The sequence below is a fragment of the Pseudomonas sp. IT-P100 genome, assembly GCF_949767185.1.
Lineage (GTDB): Bacteria > Pseudomonadota > Gammaproteobacteria > Pseudomonadales > Pseudomonadaceae > Aquipseudomonas > Aquipseudomonas fluorescens_B.
Genome location: NZ_CATKQK010000004.1, coordinates 179,714 through 202,229 on the forward strand (window position 1 = coordinate 179,714; position 22,516 = coordinate 202,229).

Consider the following 22,516-nt stretch of genomic DNA (forward strand, 5'->3'; position numbering starts at 1 on the left):
GCGCTCCCGTTGACGATCAAACCTGCGGACTAATTATTTCAAGACGCCATCCGTTCTCATTGGTGAATGGCTCCGGGCGTACGCCCCCGGCCAAAACAGCATTCCCAATGCCTTGCGCGGTCGGCGAAGACCGCGTCCTGCATGCCCCTGAAGGGGCGTGACGTCAGAAAACCGATTCCATTTGCAAGCCGAATTCAGGCAGGAAACCTCATGACCGACGCGTTCGAAATACCTGGCACACTGGTCCAAGCCCTTCAGCGCCGCGCGGCCCTGACGCCGGATCGGGTGGCCTTGCGTTTTCTCGCCGAAACCCCGGATCAGGCCGTAGTGCTCAGTTATCGCGAGCTGGATCAACGGGCGCGCACCATTGCCGGTGCGTTGCAGGCCGAGACGGATTTCGGTGATCGCGCGGTACTGTTGTTTCCCAGCGGGCCGGATTACGTCGCGGCGTTTTTTGGTTGCTTGTATGCGGGTGTGATTGCGGTGCCGGCTTATCCACCGGAGTCGGCCAAGCGTCATCATCAGGAACGCCTGCTGTCGATCATCAGCGACGCCGAACCGCGCCTGCTGTTGACCAGTGCCGACCTGCGCCAAGCGTTGCAGCACATCGATGGCGCGCCGCCGCTGCTGTGCGTCGACACCCTTGATGTCGCACTGGCGCAGCGTTGGGCCGAGCCGAACCTTGACGGCGATCACATCGCGTTCCTGCAATACACCTCCGGCTCCACCGCGTTGCCTAAAGGTGTGCAAGTCAGTCACGGCAATCTGGTGGCCAATGAATTGCTGATTCGCCAGGGTTTCGGCATCGACCTGAACCCGGATGACGTGATTGTCAGCTGGCTGCCGCTGTACCACGACATGGGCTTGATCGGCGGTCTGTTGCAACCGATTTTCAGTGGTGTGCCGTGTGTGTTGATGTCGCCGGCGTACTTCCTCGGCCGGCCGTTGCGCTGGCTGGAAGCGATCAGCGAATACGGCGGCACCATCAGCGGCGGGCCGGATTTTGCCTATCGACTGTGCAGCGAGCGGGTCAGCGAATCGGCGCTGGAACGCCTCGACCTGAGCGGCTGGCGCGTGGCGTATTCCGGTTCCGAGCCGATTCGTCTCGACACCCTGGACCGTTTCGCCGAGAAGTTCGCGAGTTGCGGTTTCACCCCGGACAGTTTCATGGCGTCCTATGGATTGGCGGAAGCCACCTTGTTCGTCGCTGGCACAGCGCGTGGCGAAGGCATCGGCAATCTGCGGGTGGACGATCAGGCGTTGGCACAAAACCGTGCCGAACCGGGCGAAGGCAGCGCGATCATGAGTTGCGGCATCAGCCAGCCAGATCACGCGGTACTGATTGTCGAGCCATTGGCGCTCAACGAACTGGCCGACAACGCGATCGGCGAAGTCTGGGCCACCGGGCCGAGCATCGCCCATGGCTACTGGCGCAACCCCGAGGCCAGCGCCAAGACCTTCGTCCAGCTTGCCGGAAAAACCTGGCTGCGCACCGGTGACCTGGGTTTCATGCGCGACGGTGAATTGTTCATCACCGGGCGCCTGAAGGACATGCTGATCGTTCGTGGGCACAACCTGTACCCGCAAGACCTCGAGCAGACCGTCGAGCGTGAAGTGGAAGTGGTGCGTAAAGGTCGCGTCGCCGCGTTCGCGGTGAACATCGACGGTCAGGAAGGTATCGGCATCGCTGCGGAAATCAGCCGCAGCGTGCAGAAAATCCTCCCGCCCGAAGCGCTGATCAAAGCCATTCGCCAGGCGGTGGCCGAGGCGTATCAGGAAGCACCGAGCGTGGTGGTGTTGCTCAATCCGGGCGCCTTGCCCAAGACCTCCAGCGGCAAACTGCAACGCTCGGCGTGCCGCAATCGCCTGGCGGAGGGCAGCCTCGACAGCTACGCGGTGTTCCCGTCGGCGAGCACTGAAAACGAGGCCACAACCGAGTCGGATTCCGAGCTGCAAACCCTGATCGGCCAGATCTGGTCCGAGCAATTGCAGGTCAAGCAGGTCGATGCCGATGACCACTTCTTCCTGCTCGGCGGCAACTCCATCGCCGCCACTCAAGTGGTGGCGCGCCTGCGCGAAGCGCTCGGTCTGGAGCTGAACCTGCGCTTGCTGTTCGAAGCGCCGACCCTCGGCGCATTCACCGTCGCGGTCGTGCAGCAACAACAGGACGGCGGCCTGGCCCAAGGCGCGATCAGCACGCTGTCGCGCAGCGAAGCGCTGCCGCAATCCCTCGCGCAAAACCGCCTGTGGATCACCTGGCAGCTCGACCCGCACAGCAGCGCCTACAACATTCCCGGCGCCTTGCGTTTGCGCGGTGAGCTGGACGAAGACGCCTTGCGCGCCAGTTTCCAGCAACTGATCGAACGCCACGAATCCCTGCGCACACGTTTCTTCGAGCGTGACGGTGTGGCGCTACAGCAGGTCGATGCCGCTGTCGAATTCAACCTGCAACGGATCGACATCAGCGATTTGCCCGTCGCCGAGCGTGAAGCCCGTGCGCAACAAATCCGCGAGGACGAAGCGCGTACCCAGTTCGATCTGGAAAAAGGTCCGTTGCTGTGGGTGACGCTGGTGCGCCTCGATGATGAAGATCACCAGTTGCTGGTGACGCTGCATCACATCATCGCCGATGGCTGGTCGCTGAACGTGCTGATCGACGAATTCTCGCGCCTGTATGCCGCTGCGTCCCAAGGGCAAACGGCAACGCTCGCGCCATTGCCGACGGAGTACGCCGACTACGGCAGTTGGCAGCGTCAATGGCTGGCGCAAGGTGAGGGCGAGCGGCAACTGGCCTACTGGAAAACGCAGTTGGGCGAGGAGCATCCGCCCCTGAGCCTGGCCACCGATCACCCGCGTTCGGCGCAACACCTGCACAGCGCCGCGCGCCACACCGTCCGGTTGAGCGCGACCCTCTGCGATGCGATTGGCCAGACCGCCCAGGCCCACGATTCCACCCCATTCATGCTATTGCTCGCGGCGTTCCAGAGCCTGCTGCATCGCTACAGCGGCCAGACCGACATCCGCGTCGGCGTGCCAAACGCCAACCGTCCACGCCTGGAAACCCAGGGCTTGATCGGCTTCTTCATCAACACCCAGGTGCTGCGTGCCGAAGTGGATTCACGGTTGCCGTTTGTTGAGTTGCTGGCGCAAACCCGACAGAGCGCGTTGGGCGCACAAGCGCATCAGGACCTGCCGTTCGAACAACTGCTCGAAGCCTTCCCGCAGGCCCGCGAACAGGGCTTGTTCCAGGTCATGTTCAACCACCAGCAACGGGACCTGAGCGCACTGCGTCGCTTGCCCGGCCTGCTCGCCGACGAACTGCCGTGGCACAGCCGCGAAGCCAAGTTCGACTTGCAACTGCACAGCGAAGAAGACCGTAACGGTCGCCTGAGCCTGTCCTTCGACTACGCCAGCGAACTGTTCGACGCCACCACCATCGAGCGACTGGCCGAGCATTTCAGCAACCTGCTGCGCGCCATCTGCGATCAACCGAAAACCGCCATCGGCGACCTGCAATTGTTGGCGCCCAGCGAACACGATCAGCAGGAAAACTGGAGCGCCGCACCGTGCACACCGGCCAGCCAATGGCTGCCGGAACTGCTCGGCGAACAGGCCCGCCTGACCCCGGAGCGTACCGCGCTGATGTGGGACGGCGGCAGCCTGGACTTCGCTGAACTGCACGCCCAGGCCAACCGCCTCGCGCATTACCTGCGCGACAAAGGCGTCGGCCCGGACGTGTGCGTGGCCATCGCTGCCGAGCGCTCGCCGCAGTTGCTGATCGGCCTGCTGGCGATCATCAAGGCCGGCGGTGCCTACGTGCCGCTGGACCCGGATTACCCCGCCGAACGCCTGGCCTACATGCTCAGGGACAGCGGCGTGGAATTGCTGCTGACGCAAACCCAATTGCTTGATCGCTTGCCGGCCACCGATGGCGTCAGCGTGATTGCCATGGATGCGCTGCACCTGGAGAACTGGCCGAGCCAGGCACCGGGTCTGCATCTGCACGGCGACAACCTCGCTTACGTGATTTACACCTCCGGTTCCACCGGCCAACCGAAGGGCGTCGGCAACACCCACGCGGCCCTTGCCGAACGCCTGCAATGGATGCAGAACACCTATCGCCTGAACGACTCCGACCTGCTGATGCAAAAAGCGCCGATCAGTTTCGACGTGTCGGTGTGGGAATGCTTCTGGCCGCTGATCACCGGTGCACGCTTGCTGATCGCCGGTCCCGGTGAACACCGCGATCCGCACCGCATCGCGCAGCTTGTTCGGCAATACGGCGTGACCACGCTGCACTTTGTGCCGCCACTGCTTTCGTTGTTCATCGACGAGCCGCTCACCGCCGAATGCACCAGCCTTCGCCGTGTGTTCTCTGGTGGTGAAGCCTTGCCGGCGGAACTGCGCAACCGCGTTTTGGAACAGCTGCCGGCGGTACAACTGCACAACCGCTATGGCCCGACCGAAACGGCGATCAACGTCACCCATTGGCAGTGCAGCGCGGCCGATGGTGAGCGCTCGCCGATTGGCCGTCCGTTGGGCAACGTGATCTGCCGGGTGCTCGACAGCGACCTCAACCCGGTGCCGGCCGGTGTGCCGGGTGAACTGTGCATCAGCGGCATTGGCCTGGCCCGAGGTTATCTGGGCCGTCCGGGCCTGACCGCCGAACGCTTTGTCGTCGATCCATTGAGCGAGCAGGGCGCACGTTTGTACCGCACCGGCGACCGCGCACGCTGGACCGCCGAGGGCGTGATCGAATACCTCGGCCGTCTCGACCAGCAGGTCAAAGTGCGCGGCTTTCGCGTTGAGCCGGAAGAAATCGAAGCGCGTCTGCTGGCTCAGAACGGCGTCGCTCAAGCGGTGGTGCAGGTGCGCGAAACAGCGGCCGGGGCTCAACTGATCGGTTACTACACCGCCACTGCAAACAGCGAAGCCGAAGACACGCAAACCGCACGCCTGAAAACTGCGCTGGCGGCCGAGCTGCCGGAATACATGGTCCCGGCGCAACTGATGCGCCTGGGCGAAATGCCCCTCAGCCCCAGCGGCAAGCTCGACCGTCGCGCCTTGCCCGAACCCCGGTGGCAAGTGCGCGAACACGTTGAGCCGGTCACTGAGCTTGAACAGCAGATCGCCGCGATCTGGCGTGAAGTGCTGGGCTTGAAGCAGATCGGTCTGCGCGATGACTTCTTCGCCCTCGGCGGCCACTCGCTGCTGGCCACGCAAATCATCTCCCGCACCCGTCAGGCGTGCGACGTCGAGTTGCCGCTGCGAGTCTTGTTCGAAAACAGTGAACTGGGCGCATTCGCCGGGCAGGTCCGACAGATCCAGGCCAGCGGCAATACCAACAAGCAACCACCGATCGAGATAGTCGATCGCAGCCAGCCGGTGCCGCTGGCCTATTCTCAGCAGCGCATGTGGTTCCTCTGGCAGATGGAGCCGGACAGCCCGGCCTACAACGTCGGTGGCATGGCGCGGTTGCGCGGGGTGCTGGATGTCGGGCGCTTCGAGGCGGCTTTGCAAGCGCTGATCATGCGTCACGAAACCCTGCGCACCACGTTCCCGAGCATTGACGGCGTGGCCCAGCAACGGGTGCACCCGGAAACCGGGATGCGCATGCAGTGGAAAGATTTCTCCGCGCTGGACACCGACTTGCGCGAACAGCGGGTTCAGGCTCTGGCCGACAGCGAAGCTCATCAGCCCTTCGATCTGGAAACCGGGCCGCTGCTGCGCGCCTGTCTGGTCAAGACCGGCGAACAGGAACATTACCTGGTGCTGACCCTGCACCACATCGTCACCGAAGGTTGGGCGATGGACATTTTTGCCCGGGAACTCAGTGCGCTTTACGAAGCGTTCGTCGATGATCGCGAGTCGCCCCTGGCGCCGCTGCCGGTGCAATACCTCGATTACAGCGTGTGGCAGCGTCAGTGGCTGGAGTCCGGCGAACGTCAGCGTCAGCTCGACTACTGGATGGCCCAACTGGGCCGCGAACATCCACTGCTGGAATTGCCCGCCGACCGCCCGCGTCCAGCCGTGCAAAGCCATCAGGGCGAGTTGTTCCGTTTCGACCTGAGCGACGACCTCGCCGCACGGGTTCGTGCGTTCAATGCGCAAAACGGTCTGACCCTGTTCATGACCATGACCGCTACGCTGGCGGTGCTGCTTTACCGCTACAGCGGCCAGGCAGACCTGCGCATCGGCGCGCCGGTGGCCAACCGTATTCGCCCCGAAAGCGAAGGGTTGATCGGTGCATTCCTCAACACCCAGGTGCTGCGTTGTCAGCTCGACGGGCAGATGTCGGTCGGCGAATTGTTCGAGCACGTGCGTCATACCGTGATCGAAGGCCAGTCCCATCAGGACCTGCCGTTCGATCATCTGGTGGAGGCGTTGCAGCCACCGCGCAGCGCTGCGTATAACCCGCTGTTCCAGGTGATGTGCAACGTGCAGCGCTGGGAATTCCAGCAAAGCCGCACGCTCGCCGGCATGACCGTCGAGTACCTGGCCAACGATGCGCGGGCGACCAAGTTCGACCTCAACCTGGAAGTCACCGACCTCGATCATCGTCTCGGTTGCTGCCTGACCTACAGCACCGATCTGTTCGATGAACCGCGCATTGCGCGCATGGCCGGGCACTGGCGCAATCTGCTGGAAGCGCTGCTGGCCGATCCGCGACAGCGTCTCAGTGAGCTGCCGTTGCTCGAAGCCACGGAACAGCAAAACCTGCTCGACAGCCTTGGCGTCGAGCCGGGCGAACACCGACTGGATCAGTGCATCCATCACCTGTTCAGCGAGCAGGCCCTGGCGCGCAAGGATGCGCCGGCGCTGACGTTCGCCGGCGAGACCCTGAGCTACGCCGAACTCGACAGCCGCGCCAATCGCCTGGCCTGGATGCTTCGCGAACGCGGTGTCGGCCCGCAGGTTCGCGTCGGGCTTGCACTTGAGCGGTCGCTGGAAATGGTCATTGGCCTGCTGGCGATCCTCAAGGCGGGCGGCGCTTATGTGCCACTGGACCCGGAATACCCGCTCGATCGCCTGCATTACATGATCGAAGACAGCGGCGTCGGTTTGCTGCTCAGCGATGCGGCGATGTTCAACGCCCTCGGCGAGCTGCCATCCACCGTCGCCCGTTGGTGCCTGGAGGACGATGCTGGGGAACTGGCCAATTACCCGACCACCGAACTGCCGTTCATCAGCCTGCCGCAACACCAGGCGTACCTGATTTACACCTCGGGCTCCACCGGCAAGCCCAAAGGCGTGGTGGTGTCCCACGGTGAAATCGCCATGCACTGCCGCGCCGTGATCGAGCGTTTCGGCATGCGCCCGGACGACTGCGAGCTGCACTTCTATTCGATCAACTTCGACGCCGCGACCGAGCGTTTGCTGGTGCCGTTGCTGAGCGGTGCTCAAGTGGTTTTGCGTGCTCAGGGTCAGTGGGACGCGGAAGAGATCTGCGGGTTGATCCGTCGCCATCACATCAACATCCTCGGTTTCACCCCGAGCTACGGCAGCCAACTGGCGCAGTGGCTGGCGACACAAGGCGAAACCCTGCCGGTGCGCATGTGCATCACCGGCGGTGAAGCGCTGACCGGCGAACATCTGCAGCGGATTCGCGCAGCGTTCAAGCCGAGTCTGTTCTTCAACGCCTACGGCCCGACGGAAACCGTGGTCATGCCGTTGGCCAGTCTCGCGCCCGAGCAGCTTGAAGAGGGCATGGGCAGCGTGCCGATCGGCAGCGTGATCGGTGCTCGCGTTGCGTACATTCTCGATGCCGATCTGGCGTTGGTGCCGCAAGGCGCGACCGGCGAGTTGTACGTCGGCGGTGCCGGCCTGGCGCAGGGTTATCACGACCGTCCGGGCATCACCGCGGAGCGATTCGTGGCCAACCCGTTCGTGGCCGATGGCGGGCGGATCTATCGAACCGGCGACCTGGTGCGTCAGCGCGCCGACGGGTTGGTGGAATACCTTGGGCGCATCGACCATCAAGTGAAAATTCGCGGTTTCCGCATTGAACTGGGCGAGATTGAAACCCGTCTGCTGGAACATGAATCGATCCGTGAAGCTGTGGTTTTGGCACTGGACGCGCCGAGCGGCAAACAACTGGTTGGCTATCTGGTGACGGAGGTCGCAGATCAGGACGAAGCACCGCAGAACGAACTGCGCGAAGCCCTCAAGGCTCATCTGAAATCGCAACTGCCGGACTACATGGTGCCCCCGCACCTGATCCTGCTGGCCAGCATGCCGCTGACCGCCAACGGCAAACTCGACCGTCGTGCATTGCCGGCGCCGGACCCTGAGCTGAATCGTCAGGACTATGTGGCGCCGAGCAATGAACTGGAGCTGACGCTGGCGCAGATCTGGTGCGACGTGCTGAACGTGGCGCAGGTCGGTCTCAACGACAACTTCTTCGAACTGGGCGGCGACTCGATCCTGTCGATCCAGGTGGTCAGCCGCGCGCGGCAGCAGGGCATTCACTTCAGCCCGCGTGACCTGTTCCAGCACCAGACCGTACAGACACTCGCCGCTGTGGCGAGCCGCACCGAACAGGTCACGGCCGAGCAAGGTTTACTCACCGGCGAATCGCGTCTGACGCCGATCCAGCACTGGTTCTTCGACACCGACATGCCCGAGCGTCATCACTGGAACCAGGCGTTGCTGCTGGAACCGACCGTTGCGCTGGAACCTCATCGTCTCGAGCAAGCGTTGCTGGCGGTGATCGAACAGCACGATGCCTTGCGCCTGCGTTTCACTGAAACGGCGGGCGAATGGACGGCGGCGCACCAGAAGGTGGGCGGCGCGCCGGTGCTGTGGCAGGTGCGTGTCTCGGCGATGGATGAATGTGCGGCACTGTTCGCCGATGCCCAGCGCAGCCTCGACCTTGAACAGGGGCCGTTGATGCGTGCGCTGCTGGTCGATGGTCCCGAAGGCCGGCAACGGCTGTTCCTCGCGATCCATCACTTGGTGGTGGACGGCGTTTCCTGGCGCGTATTGCTCGACGATCTGCAAACGGTGTATCGCCAACTGGCGGCTGAACAGTCGGTCAAACTGCCGGCGAAAACCAGCGCCTTCAAGGATTGGGCTGCACGTTTGCAGGCGTATGCCGGCAGCGAATCCCTGCGTGAAGAGCTGAGCTGGTGGCAGTCGCAACTGGCCGGGCCGAGCGTCGAATTGCCGTGCGATCGGCCTGAAGGCGGCCGGCAGAATCGTCACGCCGACACCGTCAGCGTGCGCCTCGATAGCGAGTACACCCGGCAACTGTTGCAACAGGCACCGAGCGCCTATCGCACCCAGGTCAACGACCTGTTGCTGACGGCGCTGGCCCGGGTGCTGTGCCGCTGGAGCGGTCATGAGTCGGCGTTGATTCAACTCGAAGGCCACGGTCGCGAGACGCTGTTCGACGAGATCGACCTGACCCGTACCGTTGGCTGGTTCACCAGCGCTTATCCGTTGCGCCTGACACCGCTGAACATTGAAGAGGCCGCCGGGCAGGGCGCTTCGATCAAGGCGATCAAGGAGCAACTGCGTGGCGTGCCGCACAAAGGACTGGGTTTTGGCGTGCTGCGCTACCTCGCCGATGAACCGAGCCGTGAGGCCATGGCTGCGTTGCCAGTGGCGCCGGTCACCTTCAACTACCTCGGCCAGTTCGACCAGAGCTTCGGCGCGGACGCGTTGTTCCGTCCGCTCGATGAAGCCGTCGGCGCCGCCCACGATCCGAAAGCACCGCTGCCCAACGAGCTGAGCGTCGACAGTCAGGTCTATGGTGGTGAGTTGGTGCTGCGCTGGACCTTCAGTGCCGAACGCCACGACGCGCAAACCATCTGCGAACTGGCGGACGCCTACCTCGGTGAATTGCAGAGCCTGATCGACCATTGCCTGCGTGACGAGGCGGGCGGCCTGACGCCGTCGGACTTCCCGCTGGCGAAGCTGACCCAGGCGCAACTCGACGCACTGCCGATCCCGGCCGCTGCCATCGAAGACGTTTACCCGCTGACCCCGATGCAGGAAGGCATGTTGCTGCACACCTTGCTGGAACCGGGCACCGGCCTCTACTACATGCAGGACCGTTATCGCATCAATAGCGAACTCGATCCGCAACGTTTCGCCGCGGCCTGGCAAGCGGTGATCGCCCGGCACGAAGCCTTGCGTGCGTCGTTCTGCTGGAACATCGGCGAAGACATGCTGCAAGTTATCCACAAGCCGGGCAGCACGCCGATCGAGTACCTCGACTGGAGCGCCATCGCCGAGGCGGAGCAAGAACCGAAACTGCAAGCCTTGCTGAAAAGCGAGCGCGAAGCCGGCTTCGATCTGCTCAACCAGGCACCGTTCCACCTGCGTTTGATCAAGGTTGGCGAAGCACGCTACTGGTTCATGATGAGCAACCACCACATCCTCATCGATGCCTGGTGCCGGTCGTTGCTGATGGCGGATTTCTTTGAGATCTATACCGCGCTGGGTGACGGACGCGAAGCCAAACTGGCCGTGCCGCCACGTTATCGCGACTATATCGGCTGGCTGCAACGGCAGAGCCTGGCGCAAGCGCGGCAGTGGTGGAAAACCAACCTGCAAGGCTTCGAACGCACCACGCCGATCCCGAGTGACCGGCCGTTCCTGCGTGAACATGCGGGCGACAGCGGCGGCATGATCGTCGGCGACCGCTACACCCGTCTCGATGCCCGTGACGGTGCACACCTCCGTGAACTGGCGCAGGCCCATCAGCTGACCATCAACACTTTCGCACAAGCGGCGTGGGCCCTGGTGCTGCGGCGTTTGAGCGGTGATCGCGATGTGCTGTTCGGCGTCACCGTGGCCGGCCGTCCGGTGGACATGCCCGAGATGCAACGCACCGTCGGGCTGTTCATCAACAGCATCGCGCTGCGGGTGAAAATGCCCGAGGACGATCAGCGTTGCAGTGTTCGCCAGTGGCTCAGCGGCTTGCTCGACAGCAACATGCAACTGCGCGAGTACGAATACCTGCCGTTGGTGAGCATTCAGGAAAACAGCGAGTTGCCCAAAGGCCAGCCGCTGTTCGACAGCCTGTTCGTGTTCGAAAACGCCCCGGTGGACGTCTCGGTACTGGACCGCGCGCAGAGCCTCAACGCGACCTCGGATTCGGGCCGCACCCACACCAACTTCCCGCTGACGGCTGTGTGTTATCCGGGTGATGACCTGGGCTTGCACCTGTCTTACGACCAGCGCTATTTCGACGAGTCGACCGTCGAGCGCATGCTGGGTGAGTTCAAGCGTTTGTTGCTGGCGCTGGTCGACGGTTTCCATGGCGACATGGCGGACTTGCCGCTGCTGGGGGCCGAGGAACAGGATTTCCTGATCCATGGCTGCAACCAGAGCGAACACGATTACCCGCTGGAGCAGAGCTACGTCGCGTTGTTCGAAGCGCAGGTCGCGCGGCATCCACAACGGATCGCCGCCAGTTGCCTCGACCGGCAACACACTTACGCTGAGCTGAACCAGCGCAGTAACCGCCTCGGCCATGGGTTGATGGCGGCGGGTGTCGGGCTGGATCAACCGGTGGCGTTGCTGGCCGAACGTAACCTCGACCTGCTCGGGATGATCATCGGCAGCTTCAAGGCGGGCGCCGGTTATCTGCCGCTGGACCCGGGGCTGCCGAGTCAGCGTCTGAGCCGCATCATCGACCTGAGCCGTACGCCGTTGCTGGTCTGCACGCAGGCCTGCCGTGAACAGGCTGTCGCGCTGCTGGAGGCATTCGGTTGCGCCAATCGGCCACGGTTGCTGGTGTGGGAAGAGGTTCAGGCGAGCGATGTTTCGGTGGCGAATCCGGGCCTCTACAGCGGTCCGGACAACCTCGCTTATGTGATCTACACCTCGGGTTCCACCGGTCTGCCCAAAGGTGTGATGGTCGAACAGCGCGGCATGCTCAACAATCAGTTGAGCAAGGTCCCGTACCTCAATCTCAGTGACACTGATGTGATCGCCCAGACCGCTTCGCAAAGCTTCGACATTTCGGTCTGGCAGTTCCTTGCCGCGCCGTTGTTTGGCGCGCGGGTGGACATCGTGCCGAACACCATCGCCCACGATCCGCAGGGCTTGCTGGCGCACGTGTCGGCCCAGGGCATCACCGTGCTTGAAAGCGTGCCGTCGCTGATTCAGGGCATGCTCGCCCAGGAACGCAGGCGCCTGGACGGCCTGCGCTGGATGTTGCCGACGGGCGAAGCGATGCCGCCGGAACTGGCGCATCAATGGTTGCTGCGCTACCCGGACATCGGTCTGGTGAATGCTTACGGACCGGCGGAATGCTCCGACGACGTGGCGTTCTTCCGCGTCGACATGGCCTCGACCCGCGGCAGCTATTTGCCGATCGGTACGCCGACCGACAACAACCGTTTGTACCTGCTCGGCGGCGCACTGGACCTGGTGCCGCTGGGGGCGGTGGGCGAGTTGTGCGTGGCCGGCACCGGTGTCGGGCGCGGTTATGTCAGCGATCCGTTGCGCACGGCGCAGGTGTTTGTGCCGAACCCGTTTGGCGAGCCGGGGGATCGTCTGTATCGCACCGGCGACCTGGCCCGGCGTCGCAGTGACGGCGTGCTGGAATACGTCGGGCGCATCGACCATCAGGTGAAGATTCGCGGTTACCGCATCGAACTGGGTGAAATCGAAGCGCGTCTGCACGAACAACCGGAAGTGCGCGAAGCGGCGGTCGGGGTGCAGGAAGGCGTCAATGGAAAGCATCTGGTCGGTTACCTTGTGGCGGCCGAATCGGCGCTCAATCCAGGCGAACGCCTGGAGCGCATCAAGCAACGCCTGCGCGCCGAACTGCCGGAATACATGGTGCCGCTGCACTGGTTGTGGCTGGAGCGGATGCCGCTCAACGCCAATGGCAAACTGGATCGCAAGGCACTGCCGGCGCTGGAGATCGGCCAGTTGCAGAGCCAGGATTACCAGGCACCGCGCAATGAACTGGAGCAGACATTGGCGGGCATCTGGGCCGAGGTATTGAAGGTCGAGAAGGTCGGTGTGCGCGACAACTTCTTCGAGCTGGGCGGGCATTCGCTGCTGGCGACGCAGATTGCCTCGCGGGTGCAGAAATCGCTGCAACGGGATGTGCCGCTGCGGGCGATGTTCGAGTGCAGCACGGTCGAGGAGCTGGCGGAGTACATCGACGGGTTGGCGGCGAGCGATATTACCGAGGAGAAGGTGGATCGGTTGAATGATCTGATGGCGGAGTTGGAGGGGCTGTAATTCTCTAGCGTCTGTGAGGCCTCATCGCTAGCAGGCTAGCTCCCACAGGGTCAATGCTGACCTGTGGGAGCTAGCCTGCTAGCGATGGCGTGGTCATTTTCGACACGATTTGTGCGTTGACTGTAGATCCGACCCGTCGCAGTCTGCCTCTTCCCTTTTCGGCAGAGGAAACAGTCAATGCCCTTCGTTACGATTGACGGACAACCCCTTCACTACATCGATCAAGGCACCGGCCCCGCAGTGCTGCTCGCCGGAAGCTACCTCTGGGACCAGGCCATGTGGGCGCCGCAGATCGCCGCGCTGTCGCGGCAATACCGGGTCATCGCCCTGGACCTGTGGGGTCACGGTGAATCAGGCCCGCTACCGGAAGGCACGCAATCGCTGGATGACATTGCCCGTCAGGCACGGGGGTTGCTCGATCATCTGGACATCGACCGTGTCACGCTGGTCGGTCTGTCGGTAGGCGGCATGTGGGGCGTACGCCTGGCACTGTCAGCCCCGCAACGAATCAACGGCCTGGTGCTGATGGACACCTACGTCGGTGTCGAACCGGAACCGACCCGCCAGTACTATTTCTCGCTGTTCAAGCAGATCGAAGACAGCGGGGTGATTGCACCGCAATTGCTCGACATCGTCGTGCCGATCTTCTTCCGTCCGGGCATCGATCCGCAGTCGGCGCTGTATCAGGATTTTCGCGCGAAACTGGCTGCGCTGCCGCCGGAGCGCCTGCGTCAAAGCATCGTGCCGATGGGCCGGATTACGTTTGGTCGGGATGATCTGTTGCCGCGTCTGGGCGAGTTGAATGCTGGCGCCACGCTGGTGATGTGTGGCGATCAGGACAAGCCGCGACCGCCGTCGGAGGCGAAGGAAATGGCCGAGTTGATCGGTTGCCCGTGTGTGCTGGTACCGGAGGCGGGGCATATCTCCAATCTGGAGAATCCGTCGTTTGTGACCGAGGCCTTGCTGAAGTTTCTGGCTGAGAGAAATTAGTCGATCGTACTGACGTCATCGCGGGCGAGCCCGCGATGACGTTACTGCTGCCACCACGAATCAAACGGCCCTTACTTAGGCCCGAGAATCTTCACCAGCTTGTCCGGTGACGGCGCGCCTTGCTGTTGTTGCAGTTCACCCTTGTCGTCCATGTAGAAAATCGCCGGTGTCGCCTGCAACTCCAGGTCTTCCATCAACTGCATGTTCGCCGCCAGTTTCGCCTGAATCGCCGGCGGTACGTCTTTCAGGGCCTTGAGCGAACTGGCCTTGCCGGCACCTTCGTGGTCTTGCAGGGCTTTTTGCGGGTCCTTGGCCGCGAGCAGCGCCGCGGATTTGCCCGGACTGTCCTCACGAATGATGCCGACCATGATGTGCCGCAATTGCACCTTGCCGGCCTTCACCCACGGCCGCGCCTGTTCCCAGAACATGTTGCAGTAAGGGCAGTTCGGGTCGCTGAACAGGTACACCACGCGGGGGGCGTCCTTGTTGCCGTCACCGATCCAGTTGCTGGTTTCCAGCTTGCCCCAGATTTCCTTGGCCATCGGCGCGTAAACCAGCTTCTGCAAGGGCGCGCTGCTCAGGTCGTTGCCCTCGGCGTCGTACAAACTGCCCAGCAACACATGTTTGCCATCGGGCGTCAGGTACAGCGCCATGCCGCGGTTCTGGTACTGCGCGGCATAACCGCGCAGGCCGTCGGGTGCGTCGAACTGGCCAACGATTTTGGCGCCCTTGGCTTCGATCTTCTTGATCGCTTCGGGCAGTTCTTCAGCGGCCTGTACCGACGGCAAGTGCAGCAGGGCGGCGCCCAGGGTCAGCGTCAACAGGTGGCGGAGGCGGGGCATGGCAGTTTCCTTGAAGAGGTGGCCGGTACGGCGGGATTCGGGGTATCGAAGTTTTCCAGGGCGCGAGCCAGGCTGGCTTCCGACAGTTCGCCCAGGTGGCTGCCCAACAGACGACCGTCAGGGCTATAGAACAGCGTAGTCGGCAACGCCATCGAGCCGACGGCCTGGCCCAATCGGCCACTGCCGTCGAACAGCACGTTGGACAGGCTCAGGCCCTGGGTTTCCAGGAACGTGCTGACGCTTTGCATGCTTTCGGCCTGATTGACGAACAGGAAAGTCAGGTCCGGGCGGTGTTGCTGGGCATTTTCCAGGACCGGCATTTCCCGACGGCACGGCGGGCACCAGGTGGCCCAGAGATTGATCACCAGCGGCCCGCCCTTGTAGTCCGCCAGTTGCACGGTTTCACCGGCGGCATTGCGCAGGGTAATGTCCGGCAGGCGCGTGCCCTGTTCGTAAATTGTCAGCGAGAAGGTGGCCAGCACCCAGAACGCCAGGCCGCTGGCCACGCCGAAGCCCAACGGGCGGCGCAAGCCTGGCCGACGCCAGCCGCGATACAACGCGGCGAGCAACAGCACGATCACCCCGGGCAGCGCGAGAAAACCGCCGTCGCGCAAGTCGATGACTTGCCACGGATCATTGCGATAGTGCGCCCAGTAGAGCGCCACGAAGCTGATCCGGGCGGCCAGCATGCCGATCAGGAACAGGCTGAACAGCACCGACTCGGGGTTCTCGCCGCCACGTTTGGCCGCCCGCCAGCCGACAAACGTCGCCAGCGCCAGGGCACTGATCAGCAGCAGGTGGTTAAGCGCGATGGCAAAGGTGCCGAGGGTAAAAGTCAGCATTAACGGGCGTCTCGGGTGGTGGTCCAGCGTTGCAGGAAGGTGTCGGCATCGACCTCGCCGGTGATGCGCTGGCTGCGACGCTCGATGCCGTCGGCGCCGATCCACAGAAAACTCGGCGGCCCCGGCACTTTATAACGGCCGAGCAGTTCGCGGCTGGCGGCATTGTCGGCGGTGACGTCCAGCCGTAGCAAGCGCACATCGCTCAAGGCGTCGAGGACGCGGGTTTGGCTGAAAACCTGTTTTTCCATGACTTTGCACGACACGCACCAGTCGGCGTAGTAGTCCAGCAGCACCCACTGGCCCTGAGCCTGAGCCGCGTCGAGTTCCCGTTGCAGCACGGCCGGGTCCTTGATCGTGGTGAAGGCGTCGTGGCCGACCGGGCGGGTGACATTGCTCGCATTGGCGGTGCTAAAGACCTGTAGCGGTTTCAACAGGTCATCACTGCCGCCCGCCGCACCGATCATCAACAGGCTGCCCCAGACGCCGAGCAACAATGAGCTGGCACCGAACAGATGCGCGACGCGTCCGAAACCTTCCGACTGTTTCCAGGCACTGTAGGCGGCGATCAGCAACAGCGCACCGCACAGACCGACCCACAACGATTGATCCAGCACCGGCCGCAGCATCAGCAACGCGGTGGCGAGGAACAGGAAGCCGAATACGCCTTTGAGCAGGTTCATCCAGGCGCCGGGTTTGGGCAGGAAGCGATTGCCGACCGTCACCAGCAACAGCAGCGGCACACCGATGCCGATGCCCATGGCGAACAGAATCAACCCGCCGTGCAGCGCATTGCCGCTTTGCGCGATGTAGAGCAGGGCGCCCGCCAGTGGAGCGGTCATGCACGGGCCGACCAGCAAACCGGACAACGCGCCCAGCACGCCCGCGCCGAGCAGGTTGCCACCACGCTGATTGCGCGACACGTTTTCCAGCCGATCACGCACGGCCACCGGCAGTTGCAGTTCGAAGAACCCGAACATCGGCAGTGCCAGCAACACGAACACCGCAGCAAAACTGCCCAGCAGCCAAGGGTTTTGCAGCAGCGCCTGAAGGTTCGCACCCAGCGACGCGGCTAGAACGCCCATCGCCGCATACACCAGCGCCATGCTCACGACATAACTGGTCGCCAGCGCAAAACCACGTTTGGGCGTGGCGCCACTGCCCACGATCAAACCGGCCAGAATCGGCAGCATCGGCAACGAACAAGGGGTGAAGGCCAGCAGCAGGCCCAGACCGAAGAACACCAGCAGGCTCCAGCCCAGCGCCCGTTGTTGCAGGCTGCTGGCCAGGGCTTGATCCGGGGCTTCGGTCGTCGTGGAAGTGGCAGCGCTGCCGCCCAGATCCACCACCTGGGTTTGCGGTGGATAACACAAACCGGCATCGGCACACCCCTGGAAGCCAACCTTGATCGTGCCCGTCGCACCGGCCGGAATCTTCAGTTCCAGGCCCTGGCGATAAACCGGCTGTTCGCCGAAGAATTCATCACTGTGAGACTCGCCTTCGGGTAGCACAGGATGCAGCTCGGCGGGTAACCCATCGAACTTCAGGCGTTTCTGATAAAGGTAGTAACCGTCGGAGACCTGCCAATAGAGCTGTGTTTCCCCTGAGTCGAGGCGCTCGGAGGTGAAGACAAACGCCTTTTCCACCGGCAGGAATTCAGGTTTGGTTTCGAACGGATTGGTCCCTGCCTGGGCCACACCCGAGATCAAGAGAAGAAAAAACAAAAACAGTCGACGCATGGGTAAGCCTTATCCCTTTGCAAGTGAGGTGCACAATGGGAGGCGGCGATTAACCGATGATTAACCGCGATAACCTTGTGGACGTGGCGCTTGCGGCATAATGTCCGCTTAATCGGCCACCGGCCTAATCAGCTTTTTTCAACAGGGTTGACCATGCACGTACTGGTTTGCGAAGACGACGAGCTGATCGCCAGCGGCATTGTCGCCGGTCTCACCGCTCAAGGCCTGACGGTCGAGCACGTGGCGACGGCCTCGGCTGCGCGCGCCATGCTCAAGGTCGCCGAGTTCGACGTCATGGTGCTCGACCTCGGCCTGCCCGACGAGGACGGTCTGAAGCTGTTGCAGCAGTTGCGCCACAACGGTCTGGAAATCCCGGTGCTGATTCTCACCGCGCGGGATTCGGTCACTGACCGCGTCGACGGTTTGCAGGCCGGTGCCGACGATTACCTGCTCAAGCCGTTCGACCTGCGTGAACTCGCCGCACGCCTGCACACGTTGTTGCGGCGGGTCGCGGGGCGCAGCGTCAACCTGATCGAGCACGGCGCCCTGACCTATGACCCGAGCAGCCGCGAAACCACGCTCGCCGGACAACCGGTGGACCTTTCCCGTCGCGAACAGTCGCTGTTGCAAGCTCTGCTGCACAACCGTGGCCGGGTGCTGTCCACCGAGCAGTTGAAGGACAGCGTCTACGGCTTCAACGACGAGCTGGAAAGCAACGCCCTCAACGTGCATATCCATCACCTGCGGCGCAAGCTGGGTAACGGCATTGTTGAGACCGTGCGCGGCCTGGGCTATCGCCTTGGGCCGGCCGATGGTGCAGAGGAACTGAAAAAGTGATGAGCCTGCGTTTGCGCCTGAGCCTGACACTCGGCGCCGCGTTTGCGCTGATCTGGGCCCTGGCGGCAGCCTGGATGCTCAGCGACCTGCGCAACCAGATGATGTTTTCCCTCGACCAGCGGCTGGTGGCGTCGGCGCGTATGGTCGCCGGCCTGATGGAGCAATTGCCCGCCTTGCCGACCAAGGGCGAGGGCACCCATTTCAGCGCGGAACAACTGAACATTCCGGGTGGCATGGCGTGTCAGGTCAGCTCCTTGCGCGGGGAAATCCTGGCCCGCAGTCACACCGATCCGCAACAAACCCTGGAAGCCGAGAAAATGGGCTTCCACGATCAGATGATCGACGGCGCGCCGTGGCGCAGCTTCACCCTGGCCCGTGGCGATCTGCGTATCACCACCGCTGATCGGCAGATCGAGCGTGAAGCGCTGAACATGTCGATTCTGCTGGCCGCCTCGGTGCCGGTGGGCGTGGCATTGCTCGGTTGCCTGTGCCTGCTCTGGCTGGGCATCGGCCAGGGATTGGCGCCGTTGAACCGCATGCGCGATGCCTTGATGCGCCGCAGCGCCGACTCGCTGGAACCTTTGCAGATCCAGCCGCTGCCCAGCGAATTGCAACCGTTGCTGGATACCCAGAACCAGTTGTTCCAGCGCATCGGCAAGACCATCGAGCGCGAACGCCGCCTGACCGGTGATGCGGCGCATGAACTGCGCAGCCCGCTGACGGCGATCAAGACGCACCTGCAAGTGGCACGCATGACCGACGGCGCGGCGCGGGATCAATCCCTGGCCCGGGCCGAGGAGGGCGCCGACCGCCTGCACCGGACCCTTGAGCAACTGTTGTTGCTGGCACGGGTCGAGGGCAGCCTGTCGTTCGACGACGGTGTGCAATGCAGCGCCGAGCAAGTGGCAAAACTGGCGATTCAGGATGCCGCCAGCGGTGATCGTCAGCGGATCACATTCAAGTTGCCGACGAAGATCTCTCACGCTCCGGTGCAAATGCCCGCCGTGCTGTCGATTGCCGCGCTGCGCAACCTGCTGGACAACGCGCTACGCCATACCCCGAATGACGGACCGGTGGAACTGAGCCTGGAGACTACCGGCAGCCGCGTACAGTTCGTAGTACGCGACCATGGCCCGGGCATTGCCGAAGACGATCTGCAACACCTGACCCAGCGCTTCTGGCGCAACGGCCAGAGCACCGGCTGTGGCTTGGGGCTGGCGATTGTCCAGGCCATTGTTCAGCGATGTGGCTGCACGCTGCGTTTCGACAGCCGGCCGGATGGCTTGCGGGTTGAGTTGACCATGCCGTTGCAACCGGTCTGAACACACCACAAAACCCTGTGGGAGCGGGCACGTCGCACCGCCGCTCCCACAGGATTCTGTGTTGCACATCAAATGTAACCTCTCTCCATTGGCATTGCTGGCACCTGCGGGGCTATCGTCCCCGACGGCTTTTTCTCAATGGATTGAGGTCACAGTGCCATGGATGCATCCCTGCACGTCTGCAAGGCAACCCCCGCCGACGCCGGCATCATCAGCCGGATCGTCGAGCGTTCGATCCGCATCGGCTGTGCGCTCGACCACCGCAACGACCCGCGAACCGTCGCCACCTGGACTCACAGCAAAACCACTGAACGCATTCAAACGTGGCTGACCGACCAACGGTTGTACCTGAATATCGCCCTGTTGCAGGACAAACCGGTAGGCGCCGCGATGGCGGCGATCAGCGGCAAGGTTGCGTTCTGTTACGTGCAGCCGGAATGGTTTCGACGCGGTGCCGGGCAGGCACTGGTCCACGACCTCGAACGCTGGCTGATTGAACGCGGTGTGGCCCAGGCCCGACTCAACAGCACCCGAACCAGCGAAGCCTTTTACCGTCATCTGGGTTATCAGCCCTGCGCCGAAACCTTCACCGTCGCCGGGCTCCACGCCATCCCCATGTACAAGGCGCTGACGCCACCTTCATAAAAGCTGATCAAGGGTCTAAATCCTCGGCGCGCTGATGCGTTTCCAGAACAGGAAAACCTATTGAGGGGTCGAGAGATGTCAGTCGCTACCAGCCTTATGGAAGATCAGTCGGCCCGGATCACTCCGGCGCCGGCCGAGACGCTGTATCAGTTCAACGAATCGCCGTTGCTGGCACGCCAGAGTCAGCAGGAATCGAATGCCCGTAGCTATCCGCGACGCATTCCCCTGGCCCTCAAGCGTGCCAAGGGCATTTATGTCGAAGACGTTGAAGGCCGCCGTTTCATTGACTGCCTGGCCGGCGCCGGGACACTGGCCCTGGGGCATAACCACCCGGTGGTGATCGAAGCGATCCAGCAAGTGCTGGCCGATGAACTGCCGCTGCACACCCTCGACCTGACCACGCCGGTCAAGGACCAGTTCGTCCAGGACCTGTTCGGACTGCTGCCGCCGGCGCTCGCCGCTGAAGCAAGGATCCAGTTCTGCGGCCCGACCGGAACCGACGCGGTGGAAGCCGCGCTGAAACTGGTGCGCACCGCCACCGGGCGCAGCACCGTGTTGTCTTTCCAGGGCGCTTATCACGGCATGAGCCAGGGCGCGTTGAGCCTGATGGGCAGCCTGGGTCCGAAAAAGCCCTTGGGCGCATTGCTCAGCAGCGGCGTGCAGTTCATGCCGTATCCCTACGATTACCGTTGCCCGTTCGGCCTCGGTGGCGCCCAAGGCGTGCAGGTCAACCTCAACTATCTCGATAATTTGCTGAACGATCCCGAGGCCGGCGTGCAATTGCCGGCTGCCGTGATTGTGGAAGTCGTCCAGGGCGAAGGTGGGGTGATCCCGGCCGACCTCGACTGGTTGCGCGGCGTGCGGCGCATCACCGAGAAGGCGGGCGTGGCGCTGATCGTCGACGAAATCCAGAGCGGTTTTGCCCGTACCGGCAAGATGTTCGCCTTCGAGCACGCCGGGATCATTCCGGACGTGGTGGTGATGTCCAAGGCCATCGGCGGCAGCCTGCCGCTGGCGGTGGTGGTGTATCGCGACTGGCTCGACACCTGGTTGCCGGGCGCGCATGCCGGGACCTTCCGTGGCAATCAAATGGCGATGGCCGCGGGCTCTGCGGTGATGCGTTATCTGGTTGAGCACAAGGTCTGCGAACACGCTGCGGCCATGGGTGAACGCTTGAGCGAGCACCTGCGCATTCTTCAGCGGGACTTTCCGCAATTGGGCGATATTCGCGGTCGCGGCCTGATGCTTGGCGTCGAACTGGTCGACCCGACAGGCGCGCCGGATGGTCAGGGGCATCCACCGATTTTTGCTCGTCTGGCGCCGCTGGTGCAGCGTGAATGCCTCAAGCGCGGGCTGATTCTTGAGCTGGGGGGCCGTCATGGCGGCGTGGTGCGTTTCCTGCCGCCACTGGTGATTACCGCCGCGGAAATCGATCGGGTCGCGGAGATTTTTGGTCGAGCCATGGCTGCTGCCACCGCCAGCCTCTAAATTTTCCGGGCCCCGGAACGTTCTTTCTACATAACGGCTGCGCACGCAGTGCAGCTCACCTTACAGCGATGGAGAGACACCATGACGTCAGTATTCGACCGCGAGGACATCCTCTTTCAGGTCGTGGTCAACCACGAAGAGCAGTACTCGATCTGGCCCGACTACAAAGCTGTGCCTGAAGGCTGGCGCACCGTGGGCAAGAGCGGGCTGAAGAAGGAATGCCTGGCTTATATCGAAGAAACCTGGACGGACATGCGTCCGCTGAGCTTGCGCAAGAAGATGGAAGAGCAGGCTCTGGCTCACTAGATTTCACGCAAAGAGAAGCCCGCTGGACCGGTAAGGTCAGCGGGCTTTTTTTTGCTTTGGAGTTTGTGTTGTCTGGAGGTGTGTTTCGTGAGCAAGCCTTGATTTGCCTCGCTCCGGTCCTGCTCCGTGGGCCCACTACGCAGAACTGCTCTCGGCTTTCCGATGGGGCAGATCAAGATCAAAAACCAGATCAAAAGCCAAAGCCAAAGCAGAACGCGTTCCCCTGTGGGACCTAGCCTGCTAGCGATGGATGTCCAGGCAACGCGTTCATTCAGACAATACGCGTTATCGTGAGCGTC

At 62.8% G+C, this 22,516-nt stretch carries 10 protein-coding genes; 7 read left to right on the forward strand and 3 right to left on the reverse strand.

Annotation, left to right across the window (positions count from 1 at the left end):
* Positions 1-210: 210 nt before the first annotated feature.
* Together ACM6IQ_RS03860 and ACM6IQ_RS03865 are read left to right on the forward strand one after the other, a co-directional pair.
* A complete protein-coding gene (locus ACM6IQ_RS03860; RefSeq protein WP_414878099.1) occupies positions 211-13,209 on the forward strand; it encodes a non-ribosomal peptide synthetase in 12,999 nt (4,332 codons plus the stop codon).
* A gap of 177 nt (positions 13,210-13,386) precedes the next feature.
* Positions 13,387-14,199, forward strand: coding sequence for an alpha/beta fold hydrolase (locus ACM6IQ_RS03865; protein ID WP_414878100.1), 813 nt, complete (start codon positions 13,387-13,389; stop codon positions 14,197-14,199).
* A gap of 71 nt (positions 14,200-14,270) precedes the next feature.
* On the opposite strand, the gene dsbG is transcribed toward ACM6IQ_RS03865, so the two are convergent.
* The 3 genes from dsbG to dsbD are packed head-to-tail and all read right to left on the reverse strand — an operon-like array spanning position 14,271 to position 17,619.
* On the reverse strand, positions 14,271-15,041 hold the full coding sequence (gene dsbG, locus ACM6IQ_RS03870) for a thiol:disulfide interchange protein DsbG (RefSeq protein WP_017339969.1): 771 nt from the start codon (positions 15,039-15,041) through the stop codon (positions 14,271-14,273).
* Positions 15,017-15,883, reverse strand: coding sequence for a prolipoprotein diacylglyceryl transferase family protein (locus tag ACM6IQ_RS03875; protein ID WP_414878101.1), 867 nt, complete (start codon positions 15,881-15,883; stop codon positions 15,017-15,019). The genes dsbG and ACM6IQ_RS03875 overlap by 25 nt, the downstream gene beginning before the upstream one ends.
* A complete protein-coding gene (dsbD, locus tag ACM6IQ_RS03880) occupies positions 15,883-17,619 on the reverse strand; it encodes a protein-disulfide reductase DsbD (protein WP_414878102.1) in 1,737 nt (578 codons plus the stop codon). The genes ACM6IQ_RS03875 and dsbD overlap by 1 nt, the downstream gene beginning before the upstream one ends.
* A 153-nt stretch (positions 17,620-17,772) precedes the next feature.
* Between dsbD and ACM6IQ_RS03885 the strand changes: the two genes are divergently transcribed.
* From ACM6IQ_RS03885 to ACM6IQ_RS03905, 5 genes are all read left to right on the forward strand, one after another.
* Complete coding sequence (locus ACM6IQ_RS03885; protein WP_017339966.1) at positions 17,773-18,456, forward strand: response regulator; 684 nt, start codon at positions 17,773-17,775, stop codon at positions 18,454-18,456.
* On the forward strand, positions 18,453-19,778 hold the full coding sequence (locus ACM6IQ_RS03890; RefSeq protein WP_414878103.1) for an ATP-binding protein: 1,326 nt from the start codon (positions 18,453-18,455) through the stop codon (positions 19,776-19,778). The genes ACM6IQ_RS03885 and ACM6IQ_RS03890 overlap by 4 nt, the downstream gene beginning before the upstream one ends.
* A gap of 159 nt (positions 19,779-19,937) precedes the next feature.
* Positions 19,938-20,423 carry a GNAT family N-acetyltransferase gene (locus ACM6IQ_RS03895; RefSeq protein ID WP_414878104.1) on the forward strand — a complete coding sequence of 162 codons (486 nt, stop codon included), beginning with the start codon at positions 19,938-19,940 and terminating at the stop codon, positions 20,421-20,423.
* Between the two features lie 75 nt (positions 20,424-20,498).
* Entirely contained in the window at positions 20,499-21,911 is a 1,413-nt protein-coding gene (locus tag ACM6IQ_RS03900) for an aspartate aminotransferase family protein (RefSeq protein ID WP_017339963.1), read from the forward strand.
* Positions 21,912-21,992: 81 nt separating this feature from the next.
* On the forward strand, positions 21,993-22,217 hold the full coding sequence (locus ACM6IQ_RS03905; protein WP_017339962.1) for an MbtH family protein: 225 nt from the start codon (positions 21,993-21,995) through the stop codon (positions 22,215-22,217).
* Positions 22,218-22,516 lie beyond the last annotated feature (299 nt).

Excerpts from the sequence above, each read along its gene's own strand:
- ACM6IQ_RS03860 (WP_414878099.1), top strand. The coding sequence starts at position 211 with ATGACCGACGCGTTCGAAATACCTGGCACACTGGTCCAAGCCCTTCAG.
- ACM6IQ_RS03865 (WP_414878100.1), top strand. The coding sequence starts at position 13,387 with ATGCCCTTCGTTACGATTGACGGACAACCCCTTCACTACATCGATCAA.
- dsbG (WP_017339969.1), bottom strand. The coding sequence starts at position 15,041 with ATGCCCCGCCTCCGCCACCTGTTGACGCTGACCCTGGGCGCCGCCCTG.
- ACM6IQ_RS03875 (WP_414878101.1), bottom strand. The coding sequence starts at position 15,883 with ATGCTGACTTTTACCCTCGGCACCTTTGCCATCGCGCTTAACCACCTG.
- dsbD (WP_414878102.1), bottom strand. The coding sequence starts at position 17,619 with ATGCGTCGACTGTTTTTGTTTTTTCTTCTCTTGATCTCGGGTGTGGCC.
- ACM6IQ_RS03885 (WP_017339966.1), top strand. The coding sequence starts at position 17,773 with ATGCACGTACTGGTTTGCGAAGACGACGAGCTGATCGCCAGCGGCATT.
- ACM6IQ_RS03895 (WP_414878104.1), top strand. The coding sequence starts at position 19,938 with ATGGATGCATCCCTGCACGTCTGCAAGGCAACCCCCGCCGACGCCGGC.
- ACM6IQ_RS03900 (WP_017339963.1), top strand. The coding sequence starts at position 20,499 with ATGTCAGTCGCTACCAGCCTTATGGAAGATCAGTCGGCCCGGATCACT.
- ACM6IQ_RS03905 (WP_017339962.1), top strand. The coding sequence starts at position 21,993 with ATGACGTCAGTATTCGACCGCGAGGACATCCTCTTTCAGGTCGTGGTC.